This is a genomic window from Mesorhizobium loti, from assembly GCA_014189435.1.
Taxonomy (GTDB): Bacteria; Pseudomonadota; Alphaproteobacteria; order Rhizobiales; family Rhizobiaceae; genus Mesorhizobium; species Mesorhizobium loti_G.
This window is the reverse complement of the sequence record CP050293.1, coordinates 6,423,674-6,438,349: the sequence shown is the minus strand read 5'-3', so window position 1 is coordinate 6,438,349 and position 14,676 is coordinate 6,423,674. Positions and strand designations below refer to the sequence as shown.

General features: G+C 63.0%; 13 protein-coding genes and 1 pseudogene. 4 read left to right on the top strand and 10 right to left on the bottom strand.

Going from position 1 to position 14,676, the window contains the following annotated elements; genetic code table 11:
• Window positions 1-5: 5 nt before the first annotated feature.
• The 10 genes and pseudogenes from HB777_30850 to HB777_30805 form a co-directional block, all read right to left on the bottom strand.
• On the bottom strand, window positions 6-704 hold the full coding sequence (locus HB777_30850; GenBank protein ID QND68956.1) for a DUF4241 domain-containing protein: 699 nt from the start codon (window positions 702-704) through the stop codon (window positions 6-8).
• 95 nt (window positions 705-799) lie between these two features.
• Window positions 800-2,074 (bottom strand): 2-oxoglutarate dehydrogenase complex dihydrolipoyllysine-residue succinyltransferase, encoded by a 1,275-nt coding sequence (gene odhB / locus HB777_30845; GenBank protein QND67913.1) that lies wholly within the window; start codon window positions 2,072-2,074, stop codon window positions 800-802.
• Between the two features lie 28 nt (window positions 2,075-2,102).
• A pseudogene (locus tag HB777_30840) lies at window positions 2,103-5,089 on the bottom strand (2-oxoglutarate dehydrogenase E1 component).
• Window positions 5,090-5,237: 148 nt separating this feature from the next.
• A complete protein-coding gene (gene sucD / locus HB777_30835) occupies window positions 5,238-6,140 on the bottom strand; it encodes a succinate--CoA ligase subunit alpha (protein QND67912.1) in 903 nt (300 codons plus the stop codon).
• 12 nt (window positions 6,141-6,152) lie between these two features.
• Entirely contained in the window at window positions 6,153-6,650 is a 498-nt protein-coding gene (locus HB777_30830; protein ID QND67911.1) for a DUF1579 domain-containing protein, read from the bottom strand.
• Window positions 6,651-6,652: 2 nt separating this feature from the next.
• Window positions 6,653-7,024 carry a cupin domain-containing protein gene (locus HB777_30825; protein QND67910.1) on the bottom strand — a complete coding sequence of 124 codons (372 nt, stop codon included), beginning with the start codon at window positions 7,022-7,024 and terminating at the stop codon, window positions 6,653-6,655.
• Window positions 7,025-7,028: 4 nt separating this feature from the next.
• Window positions 7,029-8,222: an ADP-forming succinate--CoA ligase subunit beta gene (gene sucC / locus HB777_30820; GenBank protein QND67909.1), complete on the bottom strand. Its 1,194-nt coding sequence runs from the start codon at window positions 8,220-8,222 to the stop codon at window positions 7,029-7,031.
• 16 nt (window positions 8,223-8,238) lie between these two features.
• Complete coding sequence (gene mdh, locus HB777_30815; GenBank protein QND67908.1) at window positions 8,239-9,207, bottom strand: malate dehydrogenase; 969 nt, start codon at window positions 9,205-9,207, stop codon at window positions 8,239-8,241.
• Between the two features lie 727 nt (window positions 9,208-9,934).
• Window positions 9,935-11,134: a cell division protein ZapE gene (locus HB777_30810; protein QND67907.1), complete on the bottom strand. Its 1,200-nt coding sequence runs from the start codon at window positions 11,132-11,134 to the stop codon at window positions 9,935-9,937.
• An 82-nt stretch (window positions 11,135-11,216) separates the two neighbouring features.
• The gene (locus HB777_30805) at window positions 11,217-11,756 is read right to left on the bottom strand and encodes an AprI/Inh family metalloprotease inhibitor (protein ID QND67906.1); all 540 of its coding nucleotides are present in this window, start codon (window positions 11,754-11,756) and stop codon (window positions 11,217-11,219) included.
• Between the two features lie 282 nt (window positions 11,757-12,038).
• Between HB777_30805 and HB777_30800 the strand changes: the two genes are divergently transcribed.
• From HB777_30800 to HB777_30785, 4 genes are all read left to right on the top strand, one after another.
• Window positions 12,039-13,058, top strand: coding sequence for a hypothetical protein (locus tag HB777_30800; protein QND67905.1), 1,020 nt, complete (start codon window positions 12,039-12,041; stop codon window positions 13,056-13,058).
• A 71-nt stretch (window positions 13,059-13,129) separates the two neighbouring features.
• Window positions 13,130-13,696, top strand: a complete 567-nt coding sequence (locus HB777_30795) for a hypothetical protein (GenBank protein ID QND67904.1) — start codon at window positions 13,130-13,132, stop codon at window positions 13,694-13,696.
• A 58-nt stretch (window positions 13,697-13,754) separates the two neighbouring features.
• A complete protein-coding gene (locus HB777_30790; protein QND67903.1) occupies window positions 13,755-13,952 on the top strand; it encodes a hypothetical protein in 198 nt (65 codons plus the stop codon).
• Between the two features lie 33 nt (window positions 13,953-13,985).
• Window positions 13,986-14,516, top strand: coding sequence for a GNAT family N-acetyltransferase (locus HB777_30785; GenBank protein ID QND67902.1), 531 nt, complete (start codon window positions 13,986-13,988; stop codon window positions 14,514-14,516).
• The last annotated feature ends 160 nt before the right edge of the window (window positions 14,517-14,676 follow it).

The following is a 14,676-nucleotide window of genomic DNA, read 5'->3' as shown; positions in this document are numbered from 1 at the left end:
GCGACCTACTGGCTCTCGCGGCCATCGGCGTTTTCCAGCACGCCGAAATCGGTCATCAGCAACAGCGGCTCGCCGGCCGCGTCCAGTCCCCAGAACGACGGATAAAACCCGTCACCCCAGCCGCTCCAGAACATGGCAATGTTGAGCGGGTTGCCCGCAACCGGATGGTGCATGACGAACCTGTCCTGGTTGGGCGCGAATTCGGCAGCCAGCACGTCGTCATAGTAATTCTCATCGGCCTTGAGCTTATCCTGCTCGGCCGACATCAGCGCCATCGCCGTCTTGTCCATGAACGAGCCCAGGCCGGCATCGACGGGATAGCCGAACATTTCGTCGTCCTTCAGCGTCGACACGTTCTGGTCTGGCAAGGTAGCCAGTTCCCAACGAACCGGCGTGCCAGGGCGGAAGCGAAGGAACGCTGCCGCCACGCGGCCCTGCGCCTCGAACAGCGAAACCGGATAACTTCCGGGTTTGACCTTGCGGCTCAATACTGGCCAGTCATCGCCTGTGACCAGAGGATCGCAGGCCAAGATCTCGCCCGTCGGCAATTCGAGTTGGCCGACCGGGGTGACCGTTATCTTCCGCTCCACCAATTGCACGTCACTAAGGGTAAAGATGCCGAGGTTGCTGCTCACCTTTGCCGGATTCCATTCGGCGGCGATTGCCAGAGAAGGAACCGCAGTGGACAAGCCAAGCCAGAAAATGCTGCGCCGAAATGTCCGCTGCGCGCCGCGAGCGGCCCGGCCCACCTTGAACCCGAACCGTTCCAGCCAGCCGCTCACGGGGCGGTCGGCGTTGTTCACAGATCGAGCACCAGCCGTTCCGGATCCTCCAGGCTTTCCTTGACGCGGACCAGGAAGGTCACCGCTTCCTTGCCGTCGACGATGCGGTGATCGTAGCTCAGCGCCAGATACATCATCGGCCGGATGACGATCTGGCCGCCGACCACGACAGGCCGGTCCTGGATCTTGTGCATGCCCAGAATGCCCGACTGCGGCGCGTTGAGGATCGGCGTCGACATCAGCGACCCGTAAACGCCGCCGTTGGAAATCGTAAACGTGCCGCCTTGCATATCCGCCACCGACAGCTTGCCGTCACGTGCGGCGATGCCGAGCCGGCCGATGTCCTTCTCGATCTCGGCGATCGACATCTGGTCGGCATTGCGTACGACCGGCACGACGAGGCCTTTTTCGGTGCCGACGGCGACGCCGATATGGGCATAGTTCTTGAAGATGATGTCGGTGCCGTCGATCTCGGCATTGACCGAGGGGATCTCCTTCAGCGCGTGGGTCACCGCCTTGGTGAAGAAGCCCATAAAGCCGAGCTTCACGCCATGCTTCTTCTCGAACACATCCTTGTACTTGGTGCGCAGCGCCATCACCGCCGACATGTCGACCTCGTTGAAGGTGGTCAGCATGGCGGCGGTCGACTGCGCCTCCTTGAGCCTGCGCGCGATGGTCTGGCGCAGCTTGGTCATGCGCACGCGCTCCTCGCGCGACGCATCGTCGCCCGAGGACGGTGCGCGCACGGCAACCGGTGCAGGTGCTGCTTTCGGCATCTCGGCCGGCTGCGAAGGCGCGCCCTTGGAGATGGCGTCGAGCACGTCGCCCTTCAGCACCTGGCCACGCTTGCCCGAACCCGAGAGCTGGTCGACCGCCAGATTGTTTTCGGCGATCAGTTTGGCTGCCGCCGGAGCTGGCGGCATGCTGCGCGGCTCGACCGCGCCGGCGTCGCCGGCGATCTTGGCGGTCTCGGCCGCGGCCTGCTTGCCGGTCGTAGCCGCATCCGGCGACGAGGCCTGCGACACCGCTTGCGGCTTGGTGGCGGGAGCCTCGCCACCTGCCGAAATCGACCCCAGCAAAGCGCCGACGCCGACAGTCTCGCCTTCCTTGACCGCGATCTCCGAAAGGATGCCGGCAGCGGCGGCGGGCACTTCCACCGTCACCTTGTCGGTCTCGAGTTCGACCAGGGGCTCATCGGCGGCAATGGCATCGCCGACCTTCTTGAACCATTTGCCGATGGTCGCTTCGGTGACGGATTCGCCGAGAGTGGGAACGCGGATTTCGGTAGCCATTGTGCCTGTCCGTTTTCTTTCGGTTCTGTTATTCGCCGAGCGCGTCTTCGAGCAAGGCGGCGAGCTGGGCGAGATGCTTCGACATTAGTCCGGTCGCCGGCGAGGCGGCAGCCGGACGGCCGGTGTAGCGCACCCGCTGATGCTTGGCGTCGATATGCGCCAGCACCCATTCCAGATACGGGTCGATGAACGACCAGGCGCCCATGTTCTTGGGCTCCTCCTGGCACCACACCATCTCGGCATTGCGGAAACGCGACAGTTCGGTGATCAGCGCCTTGGCCGGGAACGGATAGAGCTGTTCGACGCGCAGCAGATAGATGTCGTTGATGCCGCGCTTCTCGCGCTCCTCATAGAGGTCGTAATAGACCTTGCCCGAGCACAGCACGACGCGGCGGATCTTGGAATCCTTGGTGAGCTTGATCGCCTGGTTGGGCAGCAGCTGGGCGTCGTCCCAGAGCAGCCGATGGAACGAGCTTTCGCCCGAAATTTCCGGCAGCGTCGACACCGCCCGCTTGTGGCGCAGCAGCGACTTCGGCGTCATCAGGATCAGCGGCTTGCGGAAGTCGCGCTTCAGCTGCCGGCGCAATATGTGGAAGTAGTTGGCCGGCGTCGTGCAGTTGGCGACTTGCATGTTGTCTTCGGCACAAAGCTGCAGGAAGCGTTCGAGCCGGGCCGAGGAGTGCTCCGGACCCTGGCCTTCATAGCCGTGCGGCAAGAGACACACGAGGCCCGACATTCTCAGCCACTTGCGTTCGCCCGACGAGATGAACTGATCGAACACCACCTGGGCGCCGTTGGCGAAGTCGCCGAACTGCGCTTCCCACAGCGTCAGCGCCTTCGGCTCGGCTAGGCTGTAGCCATATTCGAAGCCGAGCACCGCCTCTTCCGACAGCATCGAGTTGATGACTTCATAGCCGGCCTGTGCCGCCGACAGATTGTTGAGCGGGATGTAGCGGGTCTCGTCGCGCTGGTCGTAGAGCACGGAATGGCGCTGCGAGAAGGTGCCGCGTTCGGAATCCTGCCCCGACAGGCGGATCGGATTGCCGTCGAGCAGTATGGCGCCGAAAGCCAGCGCCTCGGCGGTCGACCAGTCGATGCCTTCGCCGGACTCGATCGCCTGGCGGCGGTTCTCGAGGAAGCGGATGATCGTCTTGTGCGCCTCGAATTCCTTCGGCACCTCGGTCAACTTCTTGCCGATTTCCTTCAGCGTCTTGACCGGCACGGCGGTCTTGCCGCGCCGCTGTTCGTCCTGGTTGTCGGCCGTGCGCAGGCCCGACCAGGCGCCGTCGAGCCAGTCGGCCTTGTTGGGCTTGTAGTGCTGGCCGACTTCCCATTCGGATTCGAGATGCGCGCGCCAGTCGGCCTTGAGCTTGTCGAACTCGGCCTGGGTGATGTGGCCCTCGGCAATCAGGCGGTCGGCATAGATCTGCACCGTCGTCTTGTGGGTGCGGATGTTGCGATACATGATCGGCTGGGTGAAGGCCGGTTCGTCGCCCTCATTGTGGCCGAAGCGGCGGTAGCAGAACATGTCGACCACAACTGGCTTGTGGAACTTCATGCGGAATTCGATCGCCACCTTGGTGGCGTGCACCACGGCTTCCGGGTCGTCGCCATTGACGTGGAAGATCGGCGCTTCGATCATCTTGGCGACGTCGGACGGATAGGGCGACGAGCGCGAGAAGCGCGGATTGGTGGTGAAGCCGATCTGGTTGTTGATGATGAAATGCAGCGTGCCGGCGACGCGGTGGCCGCGCAGTCCGGACAGGCCGAGGATTTCGGCAATCACGCCCTGGCCGGCGAAGGCGGCATCGCCGTGCAAGAGCAGCGGCAGCACCTTGGCGCGCTCTTCCAGCGGCACGATTTCCTCGCGGCTGCGGCCGAACAGATAATCCTGCTTGGCGCGCGCCTTGCCCATCACCACCGGATCGACGATTTCCAGATGCGAGGGATTGGCGGTCAAGGACAAATGCACCTTGTTGCCGTCGAACTCGCGGTCCGACGAGGCGCCGAGATGGTACTTGACGTCGCCCGAGCCTTCGACCTCGTCCGGGGCGGCCGAGCCGCCCTTGAACTCGTGGAAGATGGCGCGGTGCGGCTTGGCCATCACCTGGGAGAGCACGTTCAGCCGGCCGCGATGCGCCATGCCGAGCACAATCTCCTTCATGCCGAGCTGGCCGCCGCGCTTGACGATCTGCTCCAGCGCCGGGATCAGCGCTTCACTGCCATCGAGGCCGAAGCGCTTGGTGCCCTTGTACTTGACGTCGATGAACTGCTCGAAGCCTTCGGCCTCGACCAGCTTCTGCAGGATCGCCTTCTTGCCGGTGGCGGTGAAGGTGATCTCCTTGTCGGCACCCTCGATGCGCGCCTGGATCCAGGCCTTTTCCTCGGGATCGGAAATATGCATGAACTCGACGCCGAGCGTCGAGCAATAGGTGCGCGTCAGGATTTCCAGCATCTGCCGGATGCTGCCGAATTCGAGCCCGAGCACATTGTCGAGGAAGATCGGCCGGTCATAGTCGGCTTCGGTGAAGCCGTAATTTTCCGGCGACAGCTCGTTATAGTCCTCGAGCGGCTTGGCGATGCCGAGCGGGTCGAGATTGGCGTGCAAATGGCCGCGCATGCGGTAGGCGCGGATCATCATGATGGCGCGCACCGAATCGCGCGTCGCCTGATGCACGTCGGCATCGGACAGCACGATGCCGTTGGTGACCGCCTTGTCCTTGACCTTTTTTCCAGATGCTTCTCGACGATGCCCCAATTGCCGTCGAGCGCCGACACCAGTTCGCCATTGGCCTGCAGCGGCCAGGAGGGCTTGGCCCAGGAGGCGCCCTTGGCATTCTTGCGTACATCGCCGGCATCGTCCTTCAGCCCGGCGAAGAACTCCTGCCATTCGGGGTTTACCGACTCCGGATCGTCCTCATAGGACGCATAAAGCGCGTCGATGTAATCGGCATTGCCGCCATAGAGGAATGAGGTGAGCGAAAACTGGTCGTTGGCCTGATCTTGTCTTGCCATTTTTGTCCGCGGAGCCTGGCTCCGTCTCCTGTTTTTGGAGGGGAGTAGGGCAGTAGGGGAGTAAGGCAGTAGGGAAAGCAGGCGGTTGCCGCGCTCGTCCCGTTCTTCCTATTCCCATACTGCCATACTGCCCTACTCCCTTACTGCCTTAACCCTTGATCGCCTCGACCAAGGTCGTGCCCAGCCTTGCCGGCGAGGGCGATACCTTGATGCCGGCCGATTCCATTGCCGCGATCTTGTCTTCCGCGCCGCCCTTGCCGCCGGAGATGACCGCGCCCGCATGGCCCATGGTGCGGCCGGCAGGCGCCGTGCGCCCGGCGATGAAGCCGGCCATGGGCTTTTTGCGGCCACGCTTGGCTTCGTCCTTGAGGAACTGCGCGGCGTCTTCCTCGGCCGAACCGCCGATCTCGCCGATCATGATGATCGACTTGGTCTCGTCGTCGGCGAGGAACATCTCGAGCACGTCGATAAACTCGGTGCCCTTGACGGGGTCGCCGCCAATGCCGACGGCGGTGGTCTGGCCGAGCCCGACATTGGTGGTCTGGAACACAGCCTCATAGGTAAGTGTTCCTGAGCGCGAAACAACGCCGACCGAGCCCTTGCGGAAGATGTTTCCGGGCATGATGCCGATCTTGCATTCGTTGGGCGTCAAGACGCCCGGGCAGTTCGGTCCGATCAGCCGCGAGGTCGAGCGGTCGAGCCTGGCCTTGACCCTGATCATGTCCATCACCGGTATGCCCTCGGTGATGCAGATGATCAGCGGGATCTCGGCCTCGATCGCTTCGAGGATGGCTTCGGCGGCACCCGCCGGCGGCACATAGACGACGGACGCGTTGGCGCCGGTCTTTTCCTTGCCCTCGGCGACGGTGGCGAAGATCGGCAGGCTCTCGCCCTTCGAGCCGGTCCACGTCTCGCCACCCTTCTTCGGGTGGATGCCGCCGACCATTTTCGTGCCGTGATAGGCCAGCGCCTGTTCGGTGTGGAACGTGCCGGTCTTGCCGGTCAGGCCCTGCACCAGCACCTTGGTGTTCTTGTCGACGAGGATGGACATGGGAGCCCTTTTCTAAAAGCCGTTGATCGAGGAAGGCGAAACGCGCCGGTAGACGCCGCTCACCATGTCTTGCCAGCTATCGCTGCCGGCAGGTTTGAAGTGCAGTCGCATGCGGTAGGTGTCGGCATCGTCAAAAATATACGTCACGCGCGCCGAGCCGCGCGGCGACGACCGCTCCAGAACCAGTTCGCTGCCGTTCCACGTGCCTGTGGCCGGCGACGCCGGCACAAACCCCATCGAATCGAACTGGTGCATGCTGACGAGGCTGTTTTGCTGGTCGAAGCCGAACACAGCGTGGGACCCGAACGAGACCGTGCCGTCGCGGCGCTGGCGATAGCGCTGCACCACGAACAGGCCGCCGAACTGTGCCTCTGCCAGCACTTCGGACGTCGCCGTACCGCCATCGGCCCATTGTGTGTCAGCCACCTCTTCCTCGCCGCGCCACGCGCCGACCAGCGCCTGCAGGCGCTGGTGATCGGCCGAGAGCGAAGAGAAGGGTGCCGCGTTCATGGTCAGAGCCGCTTCAGGTCGGCGACGGTGAGGTCGCTCTTGGCGTTGCCGGTGTTGAGTGTCGTCGCCGGCTCGAACATCAGCACCACGGGCTCAACGGTGAGCGAACGCGGCCGGTGTTCGACGCCGCGCGGCACGACGATGAAGTCGCCCTCGCCGAGCTCCACCGGACCGTCGCGGAAATCGATGGCGATGCGCCCCCGCAGCACGAGGAAGGCTTCGTCCTCATTGTCATGCGCATGCCAGTCGAACATCTCGCCAAACTTGGCGACCTTGGCCTGGCTGTCATTCACGTCGCCGGCGATATGCGGATCGAAGACCTTGGTGATCTTCGCATCCGCCGCCTCGACCAGGTTTATCTTGTGCGGAGGCACCAGATCAGCCCTTCACCGCCGCCACGATCTTCTTGGCCGCGTCGTCGAGATCGTCGGCCGAGACGACGTTGAGGCCGCTGTCGTTGATGATCTTCTTGCCGAGCTCGGCATTGGTGCCTTCCAGGCGCACCACCAACGGCACTTCCAGGCCGACTTCCTTCACCGCGGCGATGACGCCCTCGGCGATGATGTCGCACTTCATGATGCCGCCGAAGATGTTGATCAGGATGCCCTTGACCGCCGGATCCCTGGTGATGATCTTGAACGCCGCCGTCACCTTCTCCTTCGAAGCGCCGCCGCCGACATCAAGGAAGTTGGCGGGCTCGGCGCCATAGAGCTTGATGATGTCCATCGTCGCCATGGCAAGCCCGGCGCCGTTGACCATGCAGCCGATATTGCCGTCGAGCGCGACATAGGCGAGGTCGTATTTCGACGCCTCGATCTCCTTCTCGTCCTCTTCGGTGGTGTCGCGCAGCTCGAGCACATCGGGGTGACGGAACAGCGCGTTGTTGTCGAACGACACTTTCGCGTCGAGCACGCGCAGCCGGCCGTTCTTCATGACGATCAGCGGGTTGACCTCGAGCAGGCTCATGTCCTTCTCGACGAAGGCCTTGTAGAGGATCGGGAACAGCGTATTGCCATCTTGTGCCGCGTCGCCGTCGAGCTTCAGCGCGCCGTTGAGCGCCTTAAGATCGGCCGAAGTGACGCCCTTTTCCGGATCGATGGCAACGGTGATGATCTTTTCCGGCGTGTCATGCGCGACCGCCTCGATGTCCATGCCGCCCTCGGTCGAGACGACGAAGGCGATGCGGCCGACCGAACGGTCGACCAGGATCGACAGATAGAGCTCACGTTCGATGTCGGCGCCGTCCTCGATGTAGAGGCGGTTGACCTGCTTGCCGGCCGGGCCGGTTTGCTTGGTCACCAGTGTGTTGCCCAGCATCTCGTTGGTGTTGGCAACCACTTCGGCCACCGACTTGGCCAGCCGCACACCGCCCTTAGCATCCGGGCCGAGTTCCTTGAATTTGCCCTTGCCGCGGCCGCCGGCATGGATCTGGCTCTTCACCACATAGAGCGGACCCGGCAGCGCCTTGGCGGCGGCTTCCGCCTCATCAGCCTTGAACACCGGCACCCCTTCGGCCACCGGCGCACCGAAAGACTTCAGCAGCGCCTTGCCCTGATACTCATGGATGTTCATCTGGATTTGCTCCGGTTCACTTCGAGGCCAGCTGCGGCGCGATCTTGACGCAGGCCTCGGTCAGGCCCTGCACCGTCGCCACCGAGGAGTCGAACATCTTCTGCTCGGCCTTGTTGAGGTCGATCTCGATGATGCGCTCGACGCCGCCGGCGCCGATCACCACGGGAACGCCGACATAGGTGTTCTTGACGCCATACTGGCCGGAGAGATACGCCGCACACGGCAGCACGCGCTTCTTGTCCTTGAGATAGGCTTCAGCCATCTGGATCGCCGAGGCAGCCGGCGCATAGTAGGCCGAGCCGGTCTTGAGCAGGCCGACGATCTCGGCGCCGCCGTCACGGGTGCGCTGCACGATCTGGTCGAGCTTCTCCTTCGAGGTCCAGCCCATCTTGATGAGATCGGGCAGCGGAATGCCGGAAACCGTCGAATAGCGGATCATCGGCACCATGGAATCGCCGTGGCCGCCGAGCACGAAGGCGGTGACGTCCTCGACCGAGACCTTGAATTCCTCGGCCAGGAAATAGCGGAAGCGCGCGCTGTCGAGCACGCCGGCCATGCCGACGACATGGCTCTTGGGCAGGCCGGAAAACTTCTGCAGCGCCCAGACCATGGCGTCGAGCGGGTTGGTGATGCAGATGACGAAGGCCTTCGGCGCGTATTTCTTCAAGCCGGCGCCGACCTGTTCCATGACCTTGAGGTTGATGCCCAGAAGATCGTCGCGGCTCATGCCCGGCTTGCGCGGCACGCCGGCGGTAACGATGCAGACGTCGGCACCCTCGATACCGGCATAGTCGTTGATGCCGGTGAGCCTGGAGTCGAAGCCATCGACCGGCGACGACTGCGCGATATCGAGCCCCTTGCCCTGCGGAGTACCCTCGGCAATATCGAACAGCACCACGTCGCCGAGGTCCTTGAGGCCGATCATGTGGGCGAGCGTGCCGCCGATCATGCCAGAGCCGATAAGCGCTATCTTGTTGCGTGCCATGTGAGGATGTTTTCCCTTTGTCAGTGACGACGTCTCAAATCCCTAACGACTTGATGGCGGCGTCGAAGAAGAGGCCGGAATGCTGCGGGGAAACCGCGAATTTTCGCCGCACCCAATAGCCTTGGTGCGATATAAATTCAAACGATTATTTCGGAGCTAGCATTTTCAATCGGTTAGAGTGTTTGGGATTTACGTAAACGTCAAAGTTTGTAAGCCGACTTCTGGGAATTTACACAATGAGGATGGAGATCGTAAGGCTGGAAGCGGGTGATGACGCCCTTGTGATGCGGGTCGCCGAGGATGTGAGTTGAAGACGTCGGCGGGACAGCGCCCCCACACGGGGGAGATTGGCAGCTTCGACCCTCCGCCCCAGCAACGTCAGCGATTGGCGAAAACTGCGATGACGGCCAATTCCCCCCCTCGTGGGCAGGGCTATCGCATATGGGAAGGCTAAGGCTTTCGCTTTACGAGTACCCCCACCCCTAACCCCTCCCCACAAGGGGGAGGGAGACTTCCGTAAGCGCTGACATCGGCAAACTTCCGACGTTTCGACGCCAAAAGGATTGAATAGAGCGCGCGGCAGCGTTCCCTCCCCTTGTGGGGAGGGTTAGGGTGGGGGTCCTTCTTCGCAAGAATCCATATGCGATTGCCCTGCCCACGAGGGGGGAGATGTCCGGCAGGACAGAGGGGGGCGCGAAGGATCGCTACCGGCCGATTTTCTGGAAATTCAGGCCTGCGCCTGCTGCGCTTCCGGCGCCGCCTTCGCCTTCTGCCTTTCCGCCCAATCCTCCAGCCAGTCGCGGCTCTGCATTTCGATCAGCCGCGATGCCGTGCGCTCGAACTCGAAGACCTCGACGCCGCGCTTGGCCACATAAAGCTGCGGCGGCGGCGCTTCGGCACTCACCACCAGCCGCACGTGATGGTCGTAGAGCGTGTCGATCAGAAGGATGAAGCGCTTGGCCTCATTGCGCTTGCCTTCGCCGAGCACCGGGACGTGGTCGATGAAGACGGTCGAAAAGCGCCCGGAGATCGCCAGGAAATCGCGGGCTCCGAGCGGCTTTTCGCAGAGATCGGCGAAGGAAAACCGCGCCGCGTCACCGGCCGCCCGCGGAACGATCACTTGCCGCCCTTTGAGCGCCAGCGACGTCTGCGCCTCTGGCGACCCGCGTGTCATGGCTTGCCAGGCCTCGTCTAGCACCTGGTCGGCCGCCGCATCGGCCGGCGTGAGATAGACCGGTGTGCGGGCGAGCTTTTCCAGCCGGTAGTCCTTGTCGGCATCGAGCGCCAGCACCTGCGCGTGCCGCTCCAGGATGCCGATGAAGGGCAGGAAAAGCTGGCGGTTCAGCCCCTCGCGATAAAGATCTTCCGGCGCCACGTTCGAGGTGGCGACCAGGACCACGCCGCTGGCAAACAGCGCCGAAAACAATCGGGACAGGATCATCGCGTCGGCAATGTCGGTGACCGAGAACTCGTCGAAGCACAGCACCCAGGCCTGCTCGGCAAGCGCCTTGGCCACCGGCGGGATCGGATCGTCTTCCTTCACGTCGCCATTCTTGCGCGCCTGCCGATGCTTCTGGATACGATCCTGCACATCCGCCATGAAGTCGTTGAAGTGGACGCGGCGCTTGCGCCGCACCGGCAGCAAGCCGAAGAACATGTCCATCAGCATGGTCTTGCCGCGGCCGACGCCGCCATGGATGTAAAGGCCTTTGACGGCCTCATGGACCTCGCGCTTGCGGGCAAACAGCCAGCCCAGCGCACTCGACTTGTGTGCCAGTCGCTTGGCCGAGATCTCGTCGGTCAGCCGGTCGAGCGCAGTCGCGATCCGCTCCTGAGCCGGATCGCGCTCGATCGCGCCGGTTTCCACCAGATGGTCGTAGCGCTGCCTGACGGTCGCATGGGTCTGGAGGCCGTCACGCAGATGCATCGGTCACGTCATTTGTTTTTATGCATGTCGCTGTCCCGAAACAGGGGCCACTTCTGCGCGACATGCATTCGGAAGGACTAGCCTACCTTGTAAGCGAAATCGGCTGGCCGTTGGAAGTCTGGCCGTCGAATTTCGAGCCGCCCGAGGAATAGAGCCGCGCCAGCGCGCCGCCACCCTCGTCATAGAGCGTCAGCTGCTTGCCGGCGACGTTCCACGACTTGATGCCGTCGATCGGTGCCGGGCAATGCAGCGGCCCGGCGCGGAAGCCGGCGCCGAATTTGGTCTGCGGTGTCGCCACCTTGCAGCTCTGCCCTGAAACGCTGACGTTCCAGACACCGGCGACGCTGGCCGCGGTCACGTCCGACGCGCCGGCCGGCGCCGCGCCGTCCGGCGGCAGCGAAGCGACCTGCGTGTTCGCCGGAGCGGTCGGGAATTGCGACGGGTCGGTGGTGCCGGGCGATGCCGGCGGCGGCAGCTGGTTCGCGGTCACCTTGCCGGCGGGCGCGGCCTCCAGCGGCGCGGGCTGCTGGTCATCCATCGACGAGAAACGTGAGGTCGAACAGCCGCTCGCAACGAGCGCGGCCAGCGATACGGCCACCAGACCGGTTTTCGAAAAAGTCATTCCAACCTCCGTCGGATCCGGCTGGGGGGAAGCCGTCCGCACAATCTCACCCCCACCAAGATGGAGAAGGTGGCGAAATTTCAACCCGATATGGTTAAAATACGGTTTGCAGCAAGATTTGTTGCAAATTTATCGCAATCGCGATGGCACCGAGCGCTTGTCGCGCGTCGCCCCGGGATCCCGGTCAACGCAGTGCTGTCCCTGGCATTCGGCGGTCAGATCCTTGCGCCGACCGCCGTAGCGCCTATGTCAGGGAGACGAAATCCTGCTGGAGCCGCAAAATTGGCCGCAAGAAAGACAGCCGCCAATCACTATTACAGCGGCCCGCCCAGCGACCATTTCGACGGCACATTGTTCTTCAATCCCGACGGCCAGCCGCCCGGTCGTTTCGCCGAGCTGCTGAAATGGCAGATGAATGGCAAGCGCTCGAAATGGCCGGCGACGAGACCAAGCCCCTTTCCGCAGGCCAAACCGGCCGCGAAGATCGAAGGCGCCGCGCTGGAGGTGACCATGGTCGGCCATTCCACCTTGCTGATCCAGACGGCCGGCCTGAACATCCTCACCGATCCGGTGTGGTCGCCGCGCGCGTCGCCGCTTTCCTTCGCCGGACCAAAACGCATCAATCCGCCAGGCATCGCCTTTGCCGACCTGCCGCCGATCGACCTCGTGCTGGTCAGCCACAACCATTACGACCATCTCGACCTCGCGACGCTGAAGCGGCTGAAGGCCGGCCACGATCCGTTGGTGCTCACCCCGCTCGGCAACGACGCCATCATCGAAGCCGCCGTACCCGGCATGCGGCTGTCGGCGCATGACTGGGGCGACAGGGTCGAGATCGGCAATGGCACCGCCGTCCATGTCGAGCCGGTGCATCACTGGTCGGCGCGTGGCGCCCGCGACCGGCGCATGGCACTGTGGGCCGGCTTCGTCATCGAGACACCTGATAGCAAGCTCTATTTCGCCGGTGACACCGGCTTCCACGACGGCATCAACTACCGGCTGATGGCTGAGAAACATGGCGGTTTCCGCTTCGCCATCCTGCCGATCGGCGCCTATGAGCCGCGCTGGTTCATGGCGCCGCAGCACCAAAACCCTAGGGAAGCCGTGCAAGGCATGATGCTGTGCAACGCCGCTTTCGCCGCCGGCTGCCACTGGGGCACCTTCCAGCTCACCGACGAACCGATCGACGAGCCGGCGCGGAAATTGACCGAGGCGCTCGAGGATCAAGGCATCCCGAAGCAACGCTTTCGCGCCTTGCGGCCAGGCGAGGTCTGGACCGTGCCCGAGATCGGGCGCGGCTGACATCTGCATTGGCCATTTACGGCCCGGTCATTTTCGCAGATGGTCCGCCCGACAGGCAAAGGGGAATTCGGATGAAATCAATCATGGCAGTTCTGATGGCGCTGGCGATTTCGACGCCGTGCGCTTTCGCAGGCGAAATCGGCGACCGCGCCGCGGAAGCCGAAAAGCTGCTGCAATCGGGCGACGGCGCCGGCGCGCTGGACAAATTCCGCAGCGCCGAGGAAGCCTTTTGGCAAGCGATGCCGCTGGCTGTCCAGAACGTCAAACAGGTCGATTCCGCAAGCGGTTTCGGCATCTACGGCGAGCGTGCCAATCACATCTACAAGCCCGGCGAGAAGATCGTGCTCTACATGGAACCTGTTGGCTATGGATACGGCTCGGACGGCCTCGGCAACAGCATGATCGCGCTGTCCGTCGACATCACCGTCGTTTCCGCGGCCGGCGAGACACTCGGCACGAGCGAGAAGGTCGGCCGTGTCCAGGTCGCGTCCCGCTCGCACAACCGCGAACTGTTCTTCAAGCTGGACCTCTCCCTCGACGGCCTGCCGCCCGGCAAATACCGCTGCGACTTCCTCATGCATGACGAGAATTCGAGCAAGACGGCGCCCTTCACCACCGATATCGAGATCGCAGGCTAGTGGTGAAGATCTGACGCTTGGTACCCGAAATGGAGTCCGCTTTGGATGGAAAACACCCATGGTCTTCGGCATCCCGGGATCGTGCCGGTTCGCCAGAACTGGTGCTCCCGACGAACGGGAGCTCGACATTTCCTTTGCCATGGAGCAATTCCAGGAAAAGTGTGAAGCGGTTTTCCGTCCGGAATTGCGTCAAAACAAAGAGTTAGAGCGGCTATCCGGATGCGACAGCTACGACATGCGTGGGCATCTCTGCTAGGCTGCGTCCTGCGCTTCTGGGGGAGGCATCCAAATGTCGATGGACATAGTCATCTCTGCCACGACGAGCCAGCACTATCACGAGTTTGCGACCATGGTCCGCGAGTATGTCGAATGGTGCCGCGAACGATATGCAGGAGACAGCTGGTTCGTTGACGCCGCGTTCAGCCATCAGTCGCTTGACGAGGAGTTGCAAGAGTTGTCGTCCTCGTACGGGCCGCCGAGCGGCCGAGCGTTTCTGGCGCTCTCAGGGGACGAGGTCGTTGGGTGTATCGCCTACCGGGGGCTGTCTGACACGATCTGCGAAATGAAGCGGCTTTTCGTTCGGAAGAGCGGTCAGGGGCGCGGCACCGGGCGGCGCCTTTGCGCGGCATTGATCGATGCTGCGCGAAGTGACGGCTACGCGCTCATGCGGCTCGATACAGCCAACTTGCTCACTGAGGCGATCGCTTTGTACAGGTCCGTCGGCTTCCGCGACTGTCCCGCCTACAACGACTATCCCGACGACCTCATGCCATACATCGTCTTCATGGATAGGCCGCTCAGACCCGAGGCGGTAATTTAGCGTCGGTACCAAGCGTCAGATTTTCACCCCTGGATATAGCCTCGGGCATCGGCCTCGCGGCACATCCTCATCGGCATCGTTCGGGTCATCTTCCTGCTGGTGGTGCTTGGCATCCTCGCGGTGACCTGAGACCGTTTGGAAACTCTGCTCTGGCGGCCAT

What these genes read in the sequence shown, in the direction of transcription:
- odhB (QND67913.1), bottom strand. Translation starts at nt 2,074, where the DNA reads ATGGCTACCGAAATCCGCGTTCCCACTCTCGGCGAATCCGTCACCGAA.
- sucD (QND67912.1), bottom strand. Translation starts at nt 6,140, where the DNA reads ATGTCCATCCTCGTCGACAAGAACACCAAGGTGCTGGTGCAGGGCCTG.
- HB777_30830 (QND67911.1), bottom strand. Translation starts at nt 6,650, where the DNA reads ATGAACGCGGCACCCTTCTCTTCGCTCTCGGCCGATCACCAGCGCCTG.
- sucC (QND67909.1), bottom strand. Translation starts at nt 8,222, where the DNA reads ATGAACATCCATGAGTATCAGGGCAAGGCGCTGCTGAAGTCTTTCGGT.
- mdh (QND67908.1), bottom strand. Translation starts at nt 9,207, where the DNA reads ATGGCACGCAACAAGATAGCGCTTATCGGCTCTGGCATGATCGGCGGC.
- HB777_30810 (QND67907.1), bottom strand. Translation starts at nt 11,134, where the DNA reads ATGCATCTGCGTGACGGCCTCCAGACCCATGCGACCGTCAGGCAGCGC.
- HB777_30805 (QND67906.1), bottom strand. Translation starts at nt 11,756, where the DNA reads ATGACTTTTTCGAAAACCGGTCTGGTGGCCGTATCGCTGGCCGCGCTC.
- HB777_30795 (QND67904.1), top strand. Translation starts at nt 13,130, where the DNA reads ATGAAATCAATCATGGCAGTTCTGATGGCGCTGGCGATTTCGACGCCG.
- HB777_30790 (QND67903.1), top strand. Translation starts at nt 13,755, where the DNA reads ATGGTCTTCGGCATCCCGGGATCGTGCCGGTTCGCCAGAACTGGTGCT.
- HB777_30785 (QND67902.1), top strand. Translation starts at nt 13,986, where the DNA reads ATGTCGATGGACATAGTCATCTCTGCCACGACGAGCCAGCACTATCAC.